The organism is Friedmanniella luteola (assembly GCF_900105065.1).
Lineage (GTDB): Bacteria > Actinomycetota > Actinomycetes > Propionibacteriales > Propionibacteriaceae > Microlunatus > Microlunatus luteolus.
Window position 1 is genome coordinate 3,674,643 of record NZ_LT629749.1, and the last position, 20,582, is coordinate 3,695,224.

Sequence of the window (20,582 nt, forward strand, 5' to 3'; positions counted from 1 at the left end):
GATCATCGCGCTCCCCCCGGCGATCACGGTCAGCCCTCGCAGACGACGACCGCCGAGGCGATCCCCGCGTCGTGGGAGAGCGAGACGTGGATGCTGGCGATGCCCAGCTCGGCGGCGCGGGCCGCGACCGTCCCGGTGACCAGGAAGGAGGGGCGCCCGCTGGGGTCGGTGACCACCTCGGCGTCCAGCCAGGACATCCCCGACGGCGCGCCGAGGGCCTTGGCCAGCGCCTCCTTCGCGGCGAAGCGGGCGGCCTGCGAGGCGACGGGCCGCTCGGCCTCGGCCTGGGTGAACAGCCGCCGCACCATCCCGGGACGTCGTTCCACGGCGGCCGCGAAGCGGCTCACGTCGCACACGTCGATGCCCACGCCCACGATCATGCCGCGCCCGCCGGCCCCGCACCCCGGTCACCCGGACGCCCGGGGCTCACTCGACGGTGACCGACTTGGCGAGGTTGCGCGGCTGGTCGACGTCGTGGCCCTTGCGGGTGGCCAGCTCGCAGGCGAAGACCTGCAGCGGCACGGTCGCCACCAGCGGCTGGAGCAGGGTGGACACCCGGGGCAGCCGGATCAGCACGTCGGCGTAGGGGACGACGTCGGTGTCGTCGTGCTCGGCGAGCACGATGGTCCGGGCACCCCGCGCCCGCACCTCCTGCAGGTTGGACAGCACCTTGGCATGCAGCTGGTCGCGGCCCTTGGGCGGCACCACGGCGAAGACCGGCAGCGCCTCCTCGAGGAGGGCGATCGGCCCGTGCTTCAGCTCGCCCGCCGCGAAGCCCTCGGCGTGGATGTAGGCCAGCTCCTTGAGCTTGAGGGCCCCCTCGAGCGCCACCGGGTACCCCACGTGGCGGCCGAGGAACAGCACCGACGGCGCGTCGGCGAACTCCCCGGCCAGGTCCAGCACCGGCTCGATGGCCTCGAGCACCTCGGTGATGGCTGCCGGCATGGCCTGCAGCTCGGCCATGGTGGCGGCGATCTCGTCGCCGAACTTCGTGCCGCGCACCTGGGCCAGGTAGAGCCCGAGCAGGTAGCAGGCCACCAGCTGGGTGAGGAAGCCCTTGGTGGAGGCGACGCCGATCTCCGGGCCGGCGTGGGTGTAGATGACGGCGTCGGCCTCCCGCGGGATGGTCGAGCCGTTGGTGTTGCAGACGGCGAGCACCCGGGCCTTCTGCTCCTGGGCGTGCCGGATGGCCATCAACGTGTCGGCGGTCTCCCCGGACTGGCTGATCGCCACCACCAGCGTCGTCGGGCCGACGATCGGGTCGCGGTAGCGGAACTCGCTGGCCAGCTCCACCTCGCAGGGGATCCGCGTCCAGTGCTCGATCGCGTACTTGGCCACCATGCCGGCGTAGAAGGCGGTGCCGCAGGCGATGATCACGATCTTGTCGATGCTGCGCAGCTCGTTCTCGCTGATCCGTATCTCGTCCAGCACCAGCCGGGAGTTCTCGTCGTAGCGGCCGAGCAGCGTGTCGGCCACCGCGCGCGGCTGCTCGTAGATCTCCTTGCGCATGAACCAGTCGTAACCGCCCTTCTCGGCGGCCGACAGGTCCCAGTCGACGTGGAAGGGCCGCACCGGGGCGGGCTGCCCGTCGAAGCCGGTCACCTCGACGGTGTCGGCGGTGATCCGGACGACCTGGTCCTGGCCCAGCTCGACGGCCTCGCGGGTGTGCTCGATGAACGCCGCGACGTCGGAGGCCACGAAGTTCTCGCCCTCCCCCACCCCGACCACCAGCGGGGAGTTGCGGCGGGCGGCCACGACGGCCGTCTCGTCCTGGCTGTCCACGGCCACGAGGGTGAAGGTGCCCTCCAGCCGGGCGCAGACGGCCCGCATGGCGTCGTCGAGCGGGGCCCCGGCGGCCACGGCACGGCCGAGCAGGTGCCCCACCACCTCGGTGTCGGTCTCGGAGCGCATCACCACGCCGTCGGCCTCCAGCTCGGCCCGCAGCGACACGTAGTTCTCGATGATGCCGTTGTGCACCACCGCGACGCGCTCGGCGCCGTCCAGGTGCGGGTGGGCGTTGACGTCGTTGGGGGCACCGTGGGTGGCCCAGCGGGTGTGCCCCACCCCGACCCCGTCCGCGGGCATCGGGTGCTCCGCCAGCTCCTTCTCCAGGTTGGCGAGCTTGCCCGCCTTCTTGGCCATCCGCAGCCGCCCCTCGGCCACGACGGCCACCCCCGCGGAGTCGTAACCGCGGTACTCCAGGCGCCGGAGGCCGTGCACCACGACCTCCACGGCGGGCTGCGGGCCCACGTAACCGACGATTCCACACATGGCCCGCACCCTACCGGCCGGGCCGCCGCCGCTGCCGGTCTTGACACGGGCGGGGCGGCCGCGCGCCGTGCCACTAGATTCCCTCCCATGCCCGTGGACGCCCAGGTGTGGGGACCCTACGTCGAGCGCAGCCGGGACGACTGGGCGGCGCTGGCCGAGTCGACGGCGATGGGGCTGGACGCCGAGGCCCTCGAGCGGGTCCGCGGTCTCGGTGACCCCACCAGCCTGCTCGACGTGCGCGAGGTCTACCTGCCGCTGAGCCGGCTGCTGACCCGCTACGTGCTGCACACCGGCGAGCTGCACCGCTCCTCCAACGAGTTCCTCGGGTTGTCGGTGGACCGGACGCCGTTCGTCATCGGCATCGCCGGCTCGGTGGCGGTCGGCAAGTCGACGACGGCCCGGCTGCTGCGGGAGCTGCTGGCAGCGTGGCCGGAGCACCCGCGGGTCAGCCTGGTCACCACCGACGGGTTCCTGCTGCCGAACGCCGAGCTGGAGCGGCGCGGGCTGATGCACCGCAAGGGCTTCCCGGAGTCCTACGACCGCCGCGCCCTGCTCCGCTTCGTGATGGAGGTGAAGTCGGGGCGGGAGGAGGTCACCGCCCCGGTCTACAGCCACCTCGTCTACGACATCGTGCCCGGAGAGCAGGTGGTCGTGCGCCGCCCCGACATCGTCATCATCGAGGGCCTGAACGTGCTGCAGCCCGCGCGGGTCCGGGGTGACGGGACCACCGGGCTGGCGGTCAGCGACTTCTTCGACTTCTCGGTCTACGTCGACGCCGACCCCGACGACGTCCGCTCCTGGTACGTGCAGCGGTTCCTGTCCCTGCGCGAGACGGCCTTCCGCGACCCGCGCTCGTACTTCACCCGGTACGGCGAGATGAGCGTGGAGCAGGCCGTGCGGCAGGCCGAGCACGTCTGGGACACCATCAACGGGCCCAACCTGGTGCAGAACATCCGCCCGACGCGGGGCCGGGCGACGGCCATCCTGCGCAAGGACCCCGACCACCACGTGCAGTGGGTGCGGATCCGCAAGGTCTGAGGCCGCCGCGGCCTGCGCCACCCGCACCGGCGCTGACCGCGTATCAGGGGCGGCCGCGGCCGCTCCTGGTCACCGGGTCCGCTCACCCGCGGCCGAGGAACGGCGCACCTGGTCGACGACGCGGGGCGGGCCCGCGCACCTCGACGGCCGGGCCCGGGGCGCAGGGGGACGTCCTGCGCGCGTTCTGGGGGCGTCCCGGACCGGCCGTCGACGGCCCGCGGGGAGGGCCGGCGCGCGTGGGTGCGCCCGTGAGGGGGGAGCGGGCGCACCCGCGCAGGGCCACGGGCCCCGACGGTCGGGGTGCGGCGTCAGAGCGCGAGCGAGGACCTGACCACGTCGGCCAGCCGGTGGGCCACGGCGTCGGCCTGGTCGTAGCTCTCCGCCTCGACCATCACCCGGACCAGCGACTCGGTGCCCGAGGGCCGCAGCAGGACGCGGCCGGAGTCGCCGAGCTCGGCGGAGGCCTGCGCCACGGCGGCCGTCAGCGTCGGGTCGGTGTCTGCCCGGGCCTTGTCCACGCCCGGCACGTTCACCAGCACCTGGGGCAGCCGGGTCATCACCGAGGCCAGCTCGGCCAGGCTCTGCCCCGAGGTGGCCATCCGGCTCATCAGGTGCAGGCCGGTCAGGACGCCGTCACCGGTGGTCGCGTGCTCCATCATCACCACGTGGCCGGACTGCTCGCCGCCCAGGAAGAAGCCGCCGTTGCGCATCGACTCCAGCACGTAGCGGTCGCCGACCCGGGTCTGGTCGACGGTGATGCCGTGCGCGCGCATGGCCTGCACGAAGCCGAGGTTGCTCATCACCGTCGCGACGACGGTGTCGTGCTTGAGCCGGCCGTCCTCCCGCAGCGCCAGGGCGAGGATGGCGAGGATCTGGTCCCCGTCGACCATCCGGCCCGCCGCGTCGACGGCCAGGCAGCGGTCGGCGTCACCGTCGAGGGCGATGCCGAGGTCGGCGCCGGTGGCCACCACGGTCTCCCGCAGGGAGTCCATGTGGGTGGAGCCGCAGTTCTCGTTGATGTTGAGGCCGTCGGGCGTCGCGTGGATGCGGACGACGTCGGCGCCCTGCGCCTCGAACGCCGCCGGCCCGGCCACGGAGGCGGCACCGTTGGCGCAATCGACGACGACCTTGATGCCCTCCAGGCTGACCGGCCCGCCCACGCTGTTCACCACGTGGGCGACGTAGGTCTCGACGAGCCCGAGGTCCTCGGTGACCCGGCCGACCCCGCCGCCGGTGGGCCGGGGCCAGGCCTCGCCGAGACGCTGCTCGATGGCGTCCTCGAGCCTGTCGTCCAGCTTGGAGCCACCGCGGGCGAAGAACTTGATGCCGTTGTCGGGCATCGGGTTGTGGCTGGCCGACAGCATGACGCCGAAGTCGACGCCGAGCACCCCGGTCAGGTAGGCCACCCCCGGGGTCGGCACGACGCCGACGCGGACGACGTCCACGCCGGCGCTGGCCAGGCCCGCGACCACCGCGGCCTCCAGGAACTCCCCGGAGGCGCGCGGGTCACGGCCGACGACGGCCCGGGGCTTGTGCCCGGCGAACTCGCCGGTCTCGGCGAGCACGTGGGCAGCGGCGACCGAGAGCTGCAGGGCCAGCTCCGCGGTCAACGCGTCGTTGGCCCGGCCCCGGACACCGTCGGTACCGAACAGGCGACCCATCCAGGGACCGCCGGGTCAGCGCTTGCTGTACTGCGGAGCCTTGCGGGCCTTCTTCAGACCGGCCTTCTTGCGCTCCTTGATGCGGGAGTCGCGGGTCAGCATCCCGGCCTTCTTGAGCGACGGACGGCTGGCCTCCTCGTCCACGGAGTTGAGGCAGCGCGCGATGCCGAGCCGGAGAGCGCCGGCCTGGCCGGTGACGCCGCCGCCGTGGATGCGGGCGACCACGTCGTAGGAGCCGGGGACCGCCGCGGTCGAGAAGGGCTCGGCGACGATCTGCTGGTGCACCTTGTTCGGGAAGTAGTCCTCGAGGGTGCGGCCGTTGATGACCCACTGGCCGCTGCCCGGCACGATGCGGACGCGCGCGATGGCCTCCTTGCGGCGGCCGGTGGCGCCGGCGGGCGCCACGACGGCCGGACGGCCCGAGGGGCCGAAGGACGTCTGCGCGGCGGCCTCCGAACGGTAGGCGATCTCGCGGTCCTCCTCGACGAAGGGCGCGACCTCGTCGGGCGTGGTCTCGGTGACGGTGTCAGACACTGGTGATTCCCTTGGCTCTTCTGTCGCTACTACTACTGGGCGATCTGGGTGATCTGGTACGGCTGCGGCTGCTGCGCCGAGTGCGGGTGCTCCGGGCCGGAGTAGACCTTCAGCTTCTTGATGAGCTGGCGGCTGAGCCGGTTCTTCGGCAGCATGCCCCACACCGCGAGCTCCACGACCTGGCGGGCGTCCTTGGCGAGCAGGTCGCCGGCCGCGATCGACGTCAGACCGCCCGGGCGACCGGAGTGCCGGTGGTAGAACTTGTCGGTCTTCTTGGCGCCGCCGAGGGCGATCTTCGAAGCGTTGACCACGACGACGAAGTCCCCGCCGTCGACGTGCGGAGCGAACGTCGCCTTGTGCTTGCCACGCAGCAGCGTCGCGGCCGTGACCGCGAGCCGGCCCAGGACGATGTCCTCGGCGTCGATGACATGCCAAGACCTGGTGATCTCGCCCGGCTTGGGACTGTACGTAGACACGGTCGTGACCAGCTTCCGTTGTTCGTGAGGTGGATCAAGGTTCGAGAGTTCGGACGACTTGCGCGCTACCCCTCGGCACGGTCAGACAGCACGTGCGCGGGCAACAGCGAACCAGACTACCGCCGCGTCCTGGACGGGTCAAAACAGGCGGCTCGGCGGGGCGGCCGGACCGGCCCCGCAGGTGTCCTGGATCATAGTCCCCCGGCTCGCTGAGGCGGCGGAGCCCCGGCTAGGTTGTCGCCATGACTGATTCGCTCACCATTCGCGACAACCGGACCGGCCGCGAATTCGAGGTGGCGATCACGGACGGGACCATCCGGGCCGCCGATCTCAAGCAGATCGCCGTCGAGGGCGAGCCCGGTCTGGCGACCTACGACCCCGGCTTCGTCAACACCGCCTCCTGCCGCAGCGCCGTCACCTACATCGACGGCGACGCCGGCATCCTGGAGTACCGGGGCTACCCCATCGAGCAGCTGGCGGAGCACTCCACCTTCCTGGAGGTCGCCTACCTGCTGCTGAACGGCGAGCTGCCGACCGCGGCCGAGCTGGAGCAGTGGACGCACGACATCACCTACCACACCTTCCTGCACGAGAACGTGAAGCAGCTGATCGAGGGCTTCCGGTACGACGCGCACCCGATGGGCATGCTGATGGCCTCGGTGAGCGCCCTCTCGACCTTCTACCCGGACGCCCGGGAGATCCACGACGCCGACAACCGGAAGCTGCAGATCGCCCGCCTCATCGCCAAGATGCCGACGCTGGGCGCCTTCGCCTACCGGCACCAGCTGGGCAAGCCCTACGTCTACCCCGACAACCGGCTCTCCTACACCGAGAACTTCCTCGCGATGCTGTTCAAGATGAGCGAGCCCAGCTACCAGGCCGACCCGCGGCTGGTGAAGGCGCTGGACATCCTGCTGATCCTGCACGCCGACCACGAGCAGAACTGCTCCACCAACGCCGTCCGCTCGGTCGGCTCGTCGGAGGTGGACCCCTACTCCGCCGTCGGGGCCGGGATCGGCGCCCTCTTCGGGCCCCTGCACGGTGGCGCCAACGAGGCGGTGCTCGCGATGCTCCGCCGCATCGGGACGACCGACAACATCCCGGGCTTCATCGAGGGGGTGAAGGCGGGCAAGGAGAAGCTGATGGGCTTCGGCCACCGGGTCTACAAGAACTACGACCCGCGCGCCAAGATCATCAAGAAGGCCGCCGACGACGTCTTCGCCGTCACCGGCGTCAACCCGCTGCTGGAGATCGCCCTCGAGCTCGAGAAGATCGCGCTGGAGGACGAGTACTTCGTCAAGCGGAAGCTCTACCCCAACGTCGACTTCTACTCCGGGCTGATCTACGAGGCCCTGCAGTTCCCGCCCGAGATGTTCACCGTCCTCTTCGCGATCGGCCGCACGCCGGGCTGGCTGGCCCAGTGGTCGGAGCTGGTGCAGGACAAGGAGCAGAAGATCGCCCGGCCGAAGCAGATCTACACCGGCCACCGCACCCGGGAGTTCACCCCCATCTCCGAGAGGTGAGCTCGCGCGGGGGCGCTCAGGACCCCGGCTGACGGAGCCCTGGGAAGACGACGACGGACGTGTCGCCTTCCCGGGGCTGCGTCAGTCAGGCCCGCCCCCACCTCGACGCTCGCTCACCGTGCTGGGCAATCCAGGGAAGGACTCTCGCTCCGGTGAAGGTGGTCTACAACAGCTTCAACGGCCGCTACGCCGACAACCCGCGCGCCGTCTTCGAGGGGCTGCGCCGGCTGCGTCCGGGGCTGGAGCACGTCTGGCTGGCCGACCCGCGGCACGCCGGCGGCTTCCCCGACGACGTGGCGACGGTGCCGATCCGCAGCCGGCGGGCGGTGGCGGCCCTGGAGCAGGCCGACGTGCTGGTGGCCAACTGCCACACCGACCTGGACCGCTGGACGAAGCGGCCCGAGCAGGTCTACCTGCAGACCTGGCACGGCACGCCGCTCAAGCGCATCCACCGCTCGGCCCTGCAGCAGCCCGACGCGGCGCTGATGGACGCGCTCGACGACGAGATCGAGCGGTGGGACCACCTGATCTCGCCCAGCCCGGCCGCCACCGACCTGCTGCGCTCCGCCTTCGGGTACCGCGGCGCGGTCCTGGAGACCGGCTACCCGCGCAACGACCTGCTGACCGGTCCGGGGGCGGCGGACCGCCGGGCCCGGGCCCGGGCCCGGCTCGGCCTGGCCGACGGCGTCACCGTGGTGCTCTGGGCCCCGACCTACCGCGACGACGACGTCGACGACGCCGACGTGCCGGACGGCCTCGACGCGGCGGCGCTCGCCGACCGGCTCGGCCCCGACGTCGTGGTGCTGCTGCGCCGCCACTACTACCTCGGCCACCGGTCCCCCGCCGTCGGCCACCCGCGGGTGCGGGACCTGAGCGACCACCCCGACATCGGCGAGCTGCACCTGGCCGCGGACGTGCTCGTCACCGACTACTCGTCCTCGATCTTCGACTTCGTCGTCACCGGTCGCCCCGTGGTCGTCTACGCCTACGACCTCGAGCACTTCCGCGACCGGCTGCGCGGCTTCACCCTCGACCTCGAGACGGAGCTGCCGGGTCCGGTGGTGCAGGACCAGGACGTGCTCGCCGACGTGCTGGCCGGGCTGCCGGACGTCCGGGCGGCCTGGTCCGAGCGCTACGCCGCCTTCCGCGAGCGCTTCTGCGCCCTGGAGGACGGCCGCGCCACCGAACGCGTCGTCGAGGCCCTCTGGCCCCACCCCCGTGAGCGAGCGTCGAGGGAGGCGCGGCCCTGACTGAGGAGCCCCGGGGAGTCGACACGTTCTCCGTCGGCTCCCCGGGGCTCCTCAGTCAGGGTCATGAGCGCCCCCGCGCGAGCTCACCCAGATCAAGGGAGCGCGCCCCCGCGCGAGCTCACCCGGGTCAGGAGCGCACCCGCTCGACCCTCTTCTCGTCCCAGACGGGCTGGTCGGACTCGTAGACGCTGCCGTCGGCACCGAAGACGAGGAAGCGGTCGAACCCGCGGGCGAACCAGCGGTCGTGGGTGACGGCGACGACCGTGCCCTCGAACGCCGCCATGCCCTGCTCCAGCGCCTCGGCCGACTCGAGGTCGAGGTTGTCGGTCGGCTCGTCGAGCAGCAGCAGCGTCGCCCCGGACAGCTCCAGCAGCAGCACCTGGAAGCGGGCCTGCTGCCCGCCCGACAGGGAGTCGAACCGCTGCTCGGCCGCCCCGGCCAGCTCGTAGCGGTCGAGCTTGCGCGAGGCGAGCTCGCGGCCCATCCCCTGCCGGCCCATCCCGTGGGGGGCGTCGTCGCCGCGGTGCAGGATCTCCAGCAGGGTCTTGCCGAGGAGCTCGGGGTGGTGGTGGGTCTGGGCGAACCAGCCGGGCCGGACGCGGGCGCCCAGCCGGGCGGTGCCGGTGTGGGCGACCGGCGCGATGTCCAGACCGCCGACCGGCTGGTGCTCCACGTCGGGGTCCGAGCCGCCGCGGGCCAGCAGCCGCAGGAAGTGCGACTTGCCGGAGCCGTTGGAGCCCAGCACCCCCACCCGGTCGCCGAACCAGATCTCGGCGCTGAACGGCTTCATCAGCCCGGTCAGCTCGAGGTCCTCCACGACGACGGCCCGCTTGCCGGTCCGGCCCCCGCTGAGCCGCATCGACAGCTTCTGCTCCAGCGGCACGGCCTCGGGCGGGCCGGCCTCCTCGAACTTGGCGAGCCGCGTCTGGGCCGCCTTGTAGCGGGACGCGAGGCCGTCGTTGAACTTGGCCTTGACCTTGTACATCTGCACCAGGTCGATGATCTTCTGGTGCTCCTCGTCCCAGCGCCGCCGGAGCTCCTCGAAGCGGGCGAACCGGGCCGTCCGGGCCGCGGCCAGGCCGGCGAAGCCCGAGCCGTGCACCCAGACGCTGTTGCCGGCGGCGCCCAGCTCGAGGACGGCGATCGTCGTCGCCGCCTGGGCCAGCAGCTCGCGGTCGTGGCTCACCAGCAGCACCGACTTCTGGGTGCTGGCCAGCTGGGCCTCGAGCCAGCGCTTGCCCGGCACGTCGAGGTAGTTGTCCGGCTCGTCGAGCAGGAGCACCTCGTCCGGGCCCCGCAGCAGCGCCTCCAGGGCGAGCCGCTTCTGCTCCCCGCCCGACAGGGTGCTGACCTCGCGCCAGCGGACCCGGTCGTAGGACGTGCCCAGCGCCGCGGTGCAGCAGGCGTCGAAGGTGACCTCGGCGTCGTAGCCGCCGGCGTCGGCGTAGTCCGCCAGCGCCTGGGCGTAGGCCATCTGGGTCGGCTCGCTGTCGTCCTCCATCAGCGCCAGCTCGAGGGTGTCGACGGCGGCGGCCGCCGCGCGCAGCCGCGGTGGCGAGAGGGAGATGAGGAGGTCGCGGACGGTGCTCTCGTCGCGGATCGAGCCGATGAACTGGCGCATGACGCCGAGGCCACCGCTGCGCGACACCGTGCCGCTGGTCGGCTGCAGGTCGCCGGCGATGATCCGCAGCAGCGTCGTCTTGCCCGAGCCGTTTGGTCCGACGAGCGCGACGACGGCGCCCTCCGCCACCCGGAACGAGACGTCGTCCAGCAGCACGCGGCCGTCCGGCAGGTGGTAGCCGACGGCCGACAGGTCGACGTGCCCCATGGCGGCCGCCTCCGATCCTCGAGTGGTCAGGACCCTAGGGTGCTACGAACCCGCCCCCGTCTGACAACTGAGTTGTCGGCGAGGGTCAGGCGGCGAGCAGCATGGCCAGCGCCGCGGTGTCGGCGTTGCTCTGCGGGTTGATGCCGTTGCGGCTCACCAGCTGGGTGATCGTGCCGTCGACGTCGGCCTCCACCCAGGCGGCGCGGTGGTCCAGGCCGAGGTGCGGCAGGCCCGGGAGGAACACGCAGCCCGAGGCCACGTCGTACTCCGGCACCGAGCCCAGGGTGCTGGACGGCGGGTGCAGCACCAGCAGCCCGGGTGGCTGGGCGGCGGCGAACAGCCCCGGCCGCAGCGGGTGGTCCCCGATCAGCTGCCCCTCGGCGACGACGAGCCCGACGGCCCCCGCCTGCGGCTGCTCGGGCAGCTCCTCGCGGACCCGGAAGACGGTGCTGACCGGCACCAGCCCCGGCACGGCCGCCATCTGCACCGCGAGGACCAGGAACTTGGCCCACTCCACGGTGTCCTGCGGCCAGCGGCCGCTCAGCAGGAACCCGTAGAGGACCCCGTCCGACTGCAGCGGTGCGACCTCGATCGAGGACGGGCGACCCTCCATGACGACCTCCAGCTCAGCGCAGCGGCTCGCCTCCCCGGAGGTTGCGTCGGCGCAGCGCCCGAGCGGGCTGGCTCCATCGTCAGCAGTCCGGGGCTGGCAGACAAGAGGGGTCGAGTGCCAGCAGCCCTGAGGTCGCTGGTGCGGATGGGGCGGCTGTGACGCAGATCACGGGCTGGCGGCGACCAGCGGCAGCTCGACGACCGCTTGGAGCGCCCACGGCGGCGGGGCGTCCTCCAGCCGGACGGTGCCGCCGGCCCGGGCGGCCAGCTCGCGGGCGATCGGCAGCCCCAGCCCGGTGCCGCCGACGTCGCGGCTGCGGGCGTCGTCGCGGCGGGTGAAGCGCTCGAACACCCGCTCGCGCTCCTCGGGGGGCAGGCCGGGGCCGTCGTCGCGGACGAGGAGGCGGGCCTGCCCGGCCTCGGCGCGGGCGCTGAGCTCGACGGCAGAGCCCGCGTGCCGCACCGCGTTGTCCACCAGGTTCTGGACGGCTCTGCGGAGCTCCTCGGGGTCGGCCAGCACGGTCACGGGCGGCCCGGGCCGGACGGTGACCGGGACCCGGGCCGGCGTGCGCGCCGCCACCTGCGCCAGCAGGACGTCCGCCTCGACCCGGACGGTCCGTGCCGGGCTGCGGCTGTCGGCGTCGGCACGGGCGAGCAGCAGGAGGTCCTCCACCAGCCGGCTCAGCCGGTCGACGTCGACGAGGAGCTCGGCGGGCAGCTGGCCGCCCTCCCCCAGCCGCTCGGCGACCTCCAGCTGGGTGCGGATGCTGGTCAGCGGGCTGCGCAGCTCGTGGGCGGCGTCGGCGACGAACGAGCGCTGCCGCGCCCGCCCCGCAGCCAGCCGGTCGAGCATCTGGTTGAGCGTCACGGCCAGCGCGTGCACCTCGTCGTTCGCGGCCGGCACCCGGAGCCGCTCGGCCCGCGCGGTACCGCTGATCTGCTCCGCCTGGGCCCGCAGCTCCTCCACCGGCCGGAGCGTCGACCCGACCACCCGCCAGGCCACCACACCCAGCGCCACCAGCACGAGCGGGAACAGCACGAGCAGACCGGTGCGGAGCGCCGCCCGGACGGCCAGCACGTCGCCCACCGGCAGGGCCACCAGCACGCTGACGGGCCCGTCGGCGGCCTCGGCCCGGACCGCCCGGACGCGCAGCGGGACGGCGAGCGCGGCCCGGGCGCCGGGCACCTGCACCGCCTCCCCGGCCAGGGCCCGGGCCAGCTCGTCGGGTCGCAGCAGCGGGGTGAGGCGGTCGGCGGTGGCCGAGCCGGCGACCACCCGCTGCTGGGCGTCGACGACCTGCACCACCTGGGCGCCGGACACGGGGACCGGGCTGGGCAGCCGGTCCGCCTCGACGAGGGTCGCCACCTCGTCGGCTGCGGCCAGCGCCCCGTCGTCCAGGGTGCGGTCGACGGCGAAGGTGAGGGCGCCGTAGAAGGCGAAGCCGCCCGCCAGCAGGGCCAGGCCCACCCCGGTGAGCCCGATGATGATCAGCCGGGCCCGCAGGCTCAGCCGGGCGGACCAGCCACGCCACGGCGGCCGCTGGTCGCTCACGCCACCAGCCGGTAGCCGACCCCGCGGACGGTGACGAGTCGTCCGGCGCCGATCTTGCGCCGGACGTAGCCGACGTAGACCTCGACCGCGTTCGGCGCCACCTCGGCGGCGCTGTCCCAGACGTGCTCGAGCAGCTCGCCCTTCGCCACCACCCGGTCGCCCTGGCGCATCAGGTACTCCAGCAGCACGAACTCCCGCGGCGTCAGCTCGACGGGGGTACCGGCGACCCCGACCTCGCGGGTGGCGGGGTCCAGGGTGAGGTCGCCGACGGCCAGCACGGCCGGCCGCGCCACCACGCCGCGGCGCAGCAGCGCACGGAGCCGGGCCAGCAGGATGACGAAGGAGAAGGGCTTGGTCAGGTAGTCGTCGGCGCCGTCGTCCAGCGCGTCGGCCTGGTCGTGCTCGCCGTCCTTGGCCGACAGCATGAGCACCGGCACCCAGTTGTCCTCGGCCCGGAGCCGGCGGACGACCTCGTAGCCCGACAGGCCGGGCAGCATCACGTCGAGGACGACGGCGTCGAAGTCGCCGCTGCGGGCGGCGCGCAGGCCCTCGGGCCCCGTCGCGGCGCTGTCCACGGCGAAACCCTCGGCGGCCAGCCCCCGGCGCAGGGCCGCGACCAGCCGCTCCTCGTCGTCCACCAGCAGCACCCGCACGGGTCCCAGCGTGGCACGCCGGCCGCGCCGGGGAGGACCTCACCGCTCCCGTGCGGCCGGCTCAGCGTCCTCTCAGCACCTCCGGACCAGAATGGCGCCATGCAGATCCTCACCCGTCGTCCGGCCCTGCGCTGGATCGCCCCGGTGGCCCTCGCGCTCGCCGTGGGCGGCACCGGCGTCGTCGCCGTCAACGCCGACGCCGACCCGAAGCTGGCCCCCCGGACCGCCGAGCAGCTGCTCGTCGACCTGCAGGGCTCCGACGTCGCCGGGCTGTCCGGCACCGTCGTGCAGGAGGCCCAGCTGGGTCTGCCCGCGCTGCCCTCGATGGGCGGCGGCGCGGACGCCTCGCAGCTCACCTCGCTGCTCACGGGCAGCCACACGCTGCGGGTCTGGTACGACGGCCCCGACAAGGCCCGCTTCGCGCTGCTGGACGACGACCTGGGTGAGACCGACGTCATCGTCAACGGCTCCGACCTGTGGACCTGGTCCTACCAGGACCGGAAGGCCACCCACGCCACCCTCCCCGAGGACTCCGGCCCGGGTGAGCGCCGGACCGCCGCCCCGGGGGTGCCGACCACGCCGCAGGAGGCCGCCCGCACCGCGCTCGACGCGATCGGGGACTCCACCGTGGTGAGCACCGACTCGGCCGTCGAGGTCGCGAACCGTCCGGCCCGCGAGCTGGTGCTCGCGCCCACCGACCAGCGCTCGCTGATCACCCAGGTCCGGATCGCCGTCGACGACGAGACGTCCGCCCCGTTGCGGGTCCAGGTGCTCGGCCAGGACGCGCAGACCGTCGCCGAGATCGGCTTCACCGCCGTCGACTTCAGCGCCCCCGACGACGGGCAGTTCGCGTTCAACCCCCCGAGCGGCACCGAGGTGACCGAGAAGGGCGCCCTCGAGGCCCCGGAGCGGAAGGCGCCCAGCGCGGCCGACCGTGAGGCCGCCGAGGCCGCCAAGGCCGCGACCGAGGTCGTCGGCGAGGGCTGGACGACGGTCGTCGTGACCGAGCTGCCGGCCGACGCCGCCGCGGCCGACGGCCAGCTGGGTGCGGTGCTCGCCACCCTGCCGACCGTCTCCGGCACCTGGGGCAGCGGCAAGCTGCTGGCCGGCACCGCCTTCTCCGCGGTGCTCACCGACGACGGCCGGGTCGCCGTGGGCGCCGTGCAGCCGCAGCTGCTCTACGACGCCCTGGCGAAGTAGTCCGACCCGCGTGGGTCAGCCAGACGACGCCCCGGGGGGCACCGGCGCCATGCCGGTGCTCACCCGCGGGCTGACCAAGCAGTTCCGCCGCCAGACCGCCGTCAAGGCCGTGGACCTGGCCGTCCCCGCGGGCGCGGTGTACGGCTTCCTCGGTCCCAACGGGTCGGGGAAGACGACGACCATCCGGATGCTGCTGGGCCTGGTCCGGCCCACCGCCGGCTCGATCGAGATGCTCGGGCTGCCGATGCCGGAGCGGGCCGGTGAGACGCTCCGCCGGATCGGCGCCCTCGTCGAGGGCCCCGCCTTCCACCCCTACCTGTCCGGACGGGCCAACCTGGCCCGGCTGGACGCCGCCGACGGGCACAGCGACGCCCGCACCTCCGCGCACCGGATCGACGCCGCCCTCGACCGGGTGGGCCTGCTCGCCGCCGCCACCAAGCGCTACCGGGCCTACTCCCTCGGCATGCGGCAGCGGCTCGCCATCGCGAACGCCCTGCTCATGCCGCGCGACCTGCTGATCCTCGACGAGCCGACCAACGGGCTCGACCCGCAGGGCACCCGCGAGGTGCGGCACCTGGTGGGCGACCTGGCCGCCGACGGGGCGACCGTGCTGGTCTCCAGCCACCTGCTGGCCGAGGTCGAGCAGATGTGCAGCCACGTCGGGGTGATGTTCGAGGGCGAGCTGGTCTCCCAGGGCTCGATGGCCGACCTCGCGGCCGGCACCACCAAGACCGTGCGCGTCGACACCGACCGGACGGCGGACGCCGCCCGGGTGCTGGCCGAGCTGGGGCTGACCGAGGTGACCAGCACGCCGACCCGGGTGAGCGCGGTGCTCGGCCCGGTCGAGGCCGCCAAGATCGTCCCCGAGCTGGTGCACGCCGACGTCCCCGTGCTGGGCTTCAGCGTGCAGAGCCCCAGCCTGGAGGACGTCTTCGTCTCGCTCACCGGGGAGGGTTTCGATGTCAGCGGCTGAGGCGCTGCCCGCGACGCGGGCGGACCGGGCGACGGCGTCGCCGCTGGGCTGGCTGCGCTTCCTGCGCTCCGAGCTGGGCATCATCTTCGGCCGCCGCCGCAACCTCGCCGGGATCGGCGTGCTGGCCGTGGTGCCGATCGTGCTCGCCATCGCCGTCAAGGTCTCCTCCCCCCGGGGCGGGGGCGGGCCGGACTTCGTCAGCGCGATCACCGGCAACGGGCTCTTCGTCGCCTTCGCCGCGCTGACGCTGGAGATCCCGATCTTCCTGCCGCTGGCCGTCGGCGTCATCGCCGGCGACTCGGTGGCCGGCGAGGCCAACATCGGCACGCTGCGCTACCTGCTGACCATCCCGGCCGGGCGCACCCGGCTGCTGGCCGTCAAGTTCGCCGCCATCGTCATCTCCGCCCTCGTCGCCACGCTGGTGGTGGCCGCGGTGGGCACCGTCATGGGGCTCGCGCTGTTCGGCGGGGGCGAGATGACGCTGCTGTCCGGCAGCCAGACGTCGATGGCGGACGGCCTGGGCCGGCTGCTGCTGACCTGCCTCTACCTGACGGTGCAGCTGTCCGCGCTCGGCGCGATCGGGCTCTTCATCTCCACGCTCACCGAGCAGCCGATCGGCGCCACGGTCGCCGTCGTGCTGGTCAACGTGATGATGTTCGTGCTCGACCAGATCTCCCAGCTCGCCTGGCTGCACCCCTGGCTGCTCACCCACTGGTGGACCGCCTTCGGGAACCTGCTGCGCGACCCGGTCGCCGGCGAGGACATCACCCGCGGGCTGCTGACCGCCGTCGTCTACGCCGGCGTGTTCTGGCTGGCGGCCTGGGCCCGGTTCTCCGGCAAGGACGTCACCAGCTGACGCCAGCCCGCCCCGGCCGGCGCTCGCGGCCCTCGCGACCGCCCGACCGGGACCCGGACGACGGGGTCCCGGCCCGGCCGCGCACCCGGCTGCTGGCGGGAGTCGTCGTGGCGGCCGTCGCGCTCGCCCTGGCCGGCTCGGCCCCGCGCCCGGTCCCGCCCGTCCCGGCGCCTCCGCCGCCGGGCGCACCGGCGGAGGACGGGCTGCCGACCCGGCTCGTCGACCGCGTCTCCGCGGCCGGCGCCGAGCCGCACCTCGCGGCCCTGCAGCGAGCGGCCGACCGCAACGGCGGCCACCGGGCGGACGGCTCCCCCGGGCACGCCGCGAGCGTCGACCTCGTCGTCGACCACCTGCGGGCCACCGGCTTCGCCGTCGCGACCCCCGAGTTCCGCTACCCCGTCGAGGTGCTGCTGGCCCGGCACGTCGTCCTGGACGGACGCGAGCTGCGGGCCGACCGGCTGGCGGGCAGCCCCGCGACCCCGGACGGCGGTGTGACCGGTCCGCTGGTGCTCGTGCCCGACGGCGACGAGCCGGGCTGCCAGGCGCGGGACCTCGACGGCCTGCCCGCCGGCGGGGCCGTGCTCGTCGTCCGCCGGGGCGGCTGCCCGTTCGCCACGAAGGCCGACCGGGCGGCCGGCGCCGGCGCGGCGGCGCTGCTGGTGGTCAACGACGAGCCGGGTCCGCTGACCGGTGGCACGCTGCGCGGGACCGGTCCGCTGCCCGTGGCCGGGGTCAGCACCGAGGACGGCGCCCGGCTGGCCGCCCGGGCGGGCGCCCGGGTCGCGCTCGACCTGCGGTCCCGGACCGAGACCCGGACCAGCCGCAACGTCGTCGCGCAGACCCGCACGGGCCGCACCGACGACGTGGTCGTGGTCGGCGGGCACCTCGACAGCGTCGAGGAGGGGCCGGGGATCAACGACAACGGCAGCGGCGCGGCCGCGCTGCTGGAGCTGGCGGACGCACTGGGCCCCGAGCCCGCCGTCGACCGGGCGGTCCGGTTCGCGTGGTGGGGCGGTGAGGAGGTCGGCCTGCTCGGCTCGGCGGCCTACGTCGCCGGGCTGGACGCCGGCGCCCGGCGCGACCTGGGGCTGTACCTCAACGTCGACATGATCGCCTCCCCCAACCCCGGCTACTTCGTCTACGACGGCGACGACTCCGCCGACGAGGGGGCCGGGCGCGGGCCGGCCGGCTCCGCGGCCCTCGAGCGCACCCTCGCCGACTTCCTCGCGGCGCACGGCACGGCGCCCGAGCCGACGGACTTCGACGGCCGCTCCGACTACGGGCCCTTCATCCGGATCGGCGTCCCGGCCGGCGGGCTGTTCAGCGGCGCGGAGGCCACCCAGACCCCGCAGCAGGCGGCGCGCTGGGGCGGCACCCCGGGGCTGCCCTTCGACCCCTGCTACCACCGGGCCTGCGACGACCTGGGCAACGTCGACCTGACCGCCCTGGGCCGCCACCTGGACGCGTTGGCCTGGACCGTGGGCCGCTACGCCGGCTCGACGCCGCCCGCGCCCGTCCCCGAGCCCAGCCCCGTCCGGTCCGTCGTCCCGGCGCTCGCACCGCCCACCCGCCGCCGGGTGGTGAGGGGTCGCCGCCCACCGAGCGGCGCACCGCGGCCGCCCTGCGGTGCGCCCCGGTAGGTTCGTCGCTGTGGAGAGCGACCCCGAGCTGCGTGCCAAGCTCGCCAAGGAGGGCCGCCTGTGGGCCCTGGCGCTGGTCTGCGCGGTCGTCGGCGCCACGACCGTCGCCCTCACCGACGCCGTCCCGCCGGGCGTGCTGGCCTTCCTGGCGACGCTGGTCGTGCTCGGACCGCTGCTGCGGCTGTACGAGAAGCGGCGACGGCCGTGACCGGCACCCCGACCGACGGCCCCCGCGCCGAGACCCCCCGCACCGAGACCCCCCGCACCGAGACCCCCCGCAGCGAGACCTCCCGCCCTGACGCGCCCCGCACCGACCGGGGACCCCGGGTGCACCGGGAGGTCGTGTCCTTCGTGCGCCGGAGCGCCCGGATGCGGCCCAACCAGCGCCGCGCCTGGGAGGCGCACGCGGACCGCTTCGTGCTCCGGGTGCCGCAGCGCGAGACCAGCACGTCGATCGACCCGGACGCACGGCTGGACCTGCCGGCCGCCTTCGGCCGCCGTGCGCCGCTGGTCGTGGAGATCGGCCCCGGACCGGGCGACTCGCTGGTGGCCATGGCGGCGGCCCGGCCCGACGTCGACGTGCTGGCCTTCGAGGTCTACGAGCCGGCGGCCGCCCAGCTGGTCAGCGCGCTGCACCGTGCAGGTCTGGACAACGTGCGGATCGTCGTCGGCAACGCGGCCGAGGGCCTGCAGCACCTGGTCCCCGCCGGCGGGCTCGAGGAGCTGTGGACCTTCTTCCCCGACCCGTGGCCCAAGGCGAGGCACCACAAGCGGCGCCTGGTCAGCCCGGCCCTGGCCGCGCTCGTCGTCGAGCGGCTGCGGCCGGGCGGCCACTGGCGGCTGGCCACGGACTGGGAGGACTACGCCGAGGCGATGCGGACCGTGCTGGACGCGCAGCCGGGGCTGGAGAACCTGCACCCGGGTGGCTGGGCCCCGCGCTGGGACGCGCGGCCGGTCACCCGGTTCGAGCAGCGCGGGCTGGACGCGGGCCGCTCGGTGCACGACCTCGTCCACCGGCGGGCCGGGGCGGGGGCGGGGTGAGCGCGCCGACGCGGCGCTGGCGGCTGGACCTCGCCTACGACGGCACGGGCTTCTCCGGCTGGGCGCGCCAGCCCGACCTGCGCACGGTCCAGGGCGAGCTGGAGACGTGGGTGACCCAGGTGCTGCGGCTGCCCGCGCCGGCGTCGCTCGTCTGCGCCGGCCGCACCGACACCGGCGTGCACGCCCGCGGCCAGGTGGCCCACGTCGACCTGCCCGCCGACGCCCTCGAGGACGGCGCCCTGCTGGTCCGCCGGCTGCACCGGGTGCTGCCGGGTGACGTCGTCGTCCGGTCCGTCCGACCCGCCCCCGCGGGGTTCGACGCCCGCTTCGGCGCCGTCTGGCGGCGCTACGTCTACCGGCTCAGCGACGGTGGCGCCCCGCTTGACCCGCTGCACCGCGGCTGGGTGGTCGCCGCGCCGGCCCCGCTGGACCTCGCCGTGCTGGCCGCGGCCGCCCCGGTGCTGCTGGGACTGCGGGACTTCGGCGCCTTCTGCCGGCGGCGGGAGGGCGCCACCTCGATCCGCACCCTGCTGGAGCTGTCGGCCACCCGGGTGCCCGACGGCCCGCTGGCCGGGGTCCTGGAGCTGACGGTCCGGGCCGACGCCTTCTGCCACTCGATGGTCCGCTCGCTGGTCGGCGCGCTGGTCGACGTCGGGTCCGGCCGGCGCGACCTCGACTGGCTGCGCCGGGTGACCACCGCGGCCGCCCGCTCCCCCGACGTCCAGGTCATGCCCGCCAAGGGGCTGACCCTGGAGGAGGTCGGCTACCCGCCCGACGAGCAGCTGGTGGCCCGCGGCCAGGAGGCCCGCAGCGTCCGCCGGCCCGAGCCCGCGCGGGAGGCCCGGACGTGACCGAGCCGTCGCACTACTTCGACGCCACCCCGACCGGCCCGGAGCGCCGCCGGACGGTGACGGCCTCCGTCTGGGGCCGGGACCTGGAGCTGACGACGGCCAACGGCGTGTTCGCCGGCGACGGCCTCGACCGCGGCACGGCCGTGCTGCTCCGGGCGTCGACCCCGCCGACGGGCCGTCCCCGGGTGCTCGACCTCGGCTGCGGCTGGGGCCCGATCGCCGTCGGGATCGCCGTGCACACCCCCGGCGCGCAGGTGGACGCCGTCGACGTCAACGACCGGGCGCTGGCCCTCTGCCGCGACAACGCCCTGGCCCTCGGCGTGGCCGACCGGGTGCGGGCGCTGCGGCCCGAGCAGGTGGAGGACGACCGGCGCTACGACCAGATCTGGTCCAACCCGCCCATCCGCGTCGGCAAGGAGGCCCTGCACACCCTGCTGCTCCGGTGGTTGCCGCGCCTGGCGCCCGACGGCGAGGCGCGGCTGGTGGTCGGCCGCAACCTGGGCGCCGACACGCTGCAGCGCTGGCTGGTCGAGCAGGGCCACCCCACCGAGCGGGTCGCCTCCGCCAAGGGCTTCCGGGTCCTCCTCGTCCGGCCGGCCGGCTGAGGGCTGCCCCGACACCTC

Annotated in this window: 20 protein-coding genes; 11 read left to right on the forward strand and 9 right to left on the reverse strand. The window is 74.4% G+C overall.

The features are described from left to right. Positions 1–29: 29 nt before the first annotated feature. Both BLT72_RS17250 and glmS read right to left on the reverse strand, forming a co-directional pair. Positions 30–380, reverse strand: a complete 351-nt coding sequence (locus tag BLT72_RS17250; RefSeq protein WP_091414388.1) for a holo-ACP synthase — start codon at positions 378–380, stop codon at positions 30–32. A gap of 46 nt (positions 381–426) precedes the next feature. Then, positions 427–2,271 (reverse strand): glutamine--fructose-6-phosphate transaminase (isomerizing), encoded by a 1,845-nt coding sequence (gene glmS / locus BLT72_RS17255; protein ID WP_091414389.1) that lies wholly within the window; start codon positions 2,269–2,271, stop codon positions 427–429. Positions 2,272–2,358: 87 nt separating this feature from the next. On the opposite strand from glmS, the gene coaA reads away from it, so the two are divergent. Further along, entirely contained in the window at positions 2,359–3,309 is a 951-nt protein-coding gene (gene coaA / locus BLT72_RS17260) for a type I pantothenate kinase (protein WP_091414390.1), read from the forward strand. 308 nt (positions 3,310–3,617) lie between these two features. Here the strand turns inward: coaA and glmM are convergent, their stop codons facing one another. From glmM to rplM, 3 genes are read right to left on the reverse strand one after another with little or no spacing between them, the layout of a single operon-like run. Then, a complete protein-coding gene (gene glmM, locus BLT72_RS17265; protein ID WP_091414391.1) occupies positions 3,618–4,970 on the reverse strand; it encodes a phosphoglucosamine mutase in 1,353 nt (450 codons plus the stop codon). A 15-nt stretch (positions 4,971–4,985) separates the two neighbouring features. Then, the gene (gene rpsI, locus BLT72_RS17270) at positions 4,986–5,504 is read right to left on the reverse strand and encodes a 30S ribosomal protein S9 (RefSeq protein ID WP_091414392.1); all 519 of its coding nucleotides are present in this window, start codon (positions 5,502–5,504) and stop codon (positions 4,986–4,988) included. A 32-nt stretch (positions 5,505–5,536) separates the two neighbouring features. Then, complete coding sequence (gene rplM / locus BLT72_RS17275; protein ID WP_091414393.1) at positions 5,537–5,980, reverse strand: 50S ribosomal protein L13; 444 nt, start codon at positions 5,978–5,980, stop codon at positions 5,537–5,539. 242 nt (positions 5,981–6,222) lie between these two features. On the opposite strand from rplM, the gene BLT72_RS17280 reads away from it, so the two are divergent. Beyond that, positions 6,223–7,503 (forward strand): citrate synthase, encoded by a 1,281-nt coding sequence (locus tag BLT72_RS17280; RefSeq protein WP_091414394.1) that lies wholly within the window; start codon positions 6,223–6,225, stop codon positions 7,501–7,503. 152 nt (positions 7,504–7,655) lie between these two features. Continuing rightward, positions 7,656–8,753: a CDP-glycerol glycerophosphotransferase family protein gene (locus BLT72_RS17285; RefSeq protein ID WP_091414395.1), complete on the forward strand. Its 1,098-nt coding sequence runs from the start codon at positions 7,656–7,658 to the stop codon at positions 8,751–8,753. 127 nt (positions 8,754–8,880) lie between these two features. Here the strand turns inward: BLT72_RS17285 and BLT72_RS17290 are convergent, their stop codons facing one another. The 4 genes from BLT72_RS17290 to BLT72_RS17305 all read right to left on the reverse strand — a co-directional run bounded on the left by BLT72_RS17290 (position 8,881) and on the right by BLT72_RS17305 (position 13,398). Further along, positions 8,881–10,581 (reverse strand): ABC-F family ATP-binding cassette domain-containing protein, encoded by a 1,701-nt coding sequence (locus BLT72_RS17290; RefSeq protein WP_091414397.1) that lies wholly within the window; start codon positions 10,579–10,581, stop codon positions 8,881–8,883. An 85-nt stretch (positions 10,582–10,666) separates the two neighbouring features. Further along, entirely contained in the window at positions 10,667–11,194 is a 528-nt protein-coding gene (locus BLT72_RS17295) for a peptidase (RefSeq protein ID WP_091414398.1), read from the reverse strand. Between the two features lie 165 nt (positions 11,195–11,359). After that, positions 11,360–12,745, reverse strand: coding sequence for a sensor histidine kinase (locus BLT72_RS17300; protein WP_091414399.1), 1,386 nt, complete (start codon positions 12,743–12,745; stop codon positions 11,360–11,362). Next, positions 12,742–13,398: a response regulator transcription factor gene (locus BLT72_RS17305; protein WP_091414400.1), complete on the reverse strand. Its 657-nt coding sequence runs from the start codon at positions 13,396–13,398 to the stop codon at positions 12,742–12,744. Before BLT72_RS17305 ends, BLT72_RS17300 begins: the two co-directional genes overlap by 4 nt. A gap of 99 nt (positions 13,399–13,497) precedes the next feature. Here BLT72_RS17305 and BLT72_RS17310 point away from each other — a divergent pair, with 99 nt between their 5' ends. From BLT72_RS17310 to BLT72_RS17345, 8 genes are all read left to right on the forward strand, one after another. Further along, positions 13,498–14,598, forward strand: a complete 1,101-nt coding sequence (locus BLT72_RS17310) for a LolA family protein (RefSeq protein WP_091414401.1) — start codon at positions 13,498–13,500, stop codon at positions 14,596–14,598. 10 nt (positions 14,599–14,608) lie between these two features. Continuing rightward, on the forward strand, positions 14,609–15,571 hold the full coding sequence (locus BLT72_RS17315) for an ABC transporter ATP-binding protein (protein WP_231930121.1): 963 nt from the start codon (positions 14,609–14,611) through the stop codon (positions 15,569–15,571). After that, entirely contained in the window at positions 15,558–16,427 is an 870-nt protein-coding gene (locus BLT72_RS17320) for an ABC transporter permease (protein WP_091414403.1), read from the forward strand. The genes BLT72_RS17315 and BLT72_RS17320 overlap by 14 nt, the downstream gene beginning before the upstream one ends. A gap of 107 nt (positions 16,428–16,534) precedes the next feature. After that, positions 16,535–18,067 carry a M28 family peptidase gene (locus BLT72_RS17325; protein ID WP_197677077.1) on the forward strand — a complete coding sequence of 511 codons (1,533 nt, stop codon included), beginning with the start codon at positions 16,535–16,537 and terminating at the stop codon, positions 18,065–18,067. A gap of 10 nt (positions 18,068–18,077) precedes the next feature. Next, positions 18,078–18,275, forward strand: coding sequence for a hypothetical protein (locus tag BLT72_RS17330; RefSeq protein ID WP_091414404.1), 198 nt, complete (start codon positions 18,078–18,080; stop codon positions 18,273–18,275). Beyond that, positions 18,272–19,108, forward strand: coding sequence for a tRNA (guanosine(46)-N7)-methyltransferase TrmB (trmB, locus tag BLT72_RS17335; RefSeq protein WP_091414405.1), 837 nt, complete (start codon positions 18,272–18,274; stop codon positions 19,106–19,108). The genes BLT72_RS17330 and trmB overlap by 4 nt, the downstream gene beginning before the upstream one ends. After that, complete coding sequence (gene truA, locus BLT72_RS17340; RefSeq protein WP_091414406.1) at positions 19,105–19,959, forward strand: tRNA pseudouridine(38-40) synthase TruA; 855 nt, start codon at positions 19,105–19,107, stop codon at positions 19,957–19,959. The genes trmB and truA overlap by 4 nt, the downstream gene beginning before the upstream one ends. Further along, the gene (locus tag BLT72_RS17345) at positions 19,956–20,564 is read left to right on the forward strand and encodes a class I SAM-dependent methyltransferase (protein WP_091414407.1); all 609 of its coding nucleotides are present in this window, start codon (positions 19,956–19,958) and stop codon (positions 20,562–20,564) included. The genes truA and BLT72_RS17345 overlap by 4 nt, the downstream gene beginning before the upstream one ends. The last annotated feature ends 18 nt before the right edge of the window (positions 20,565–20,582 follow it).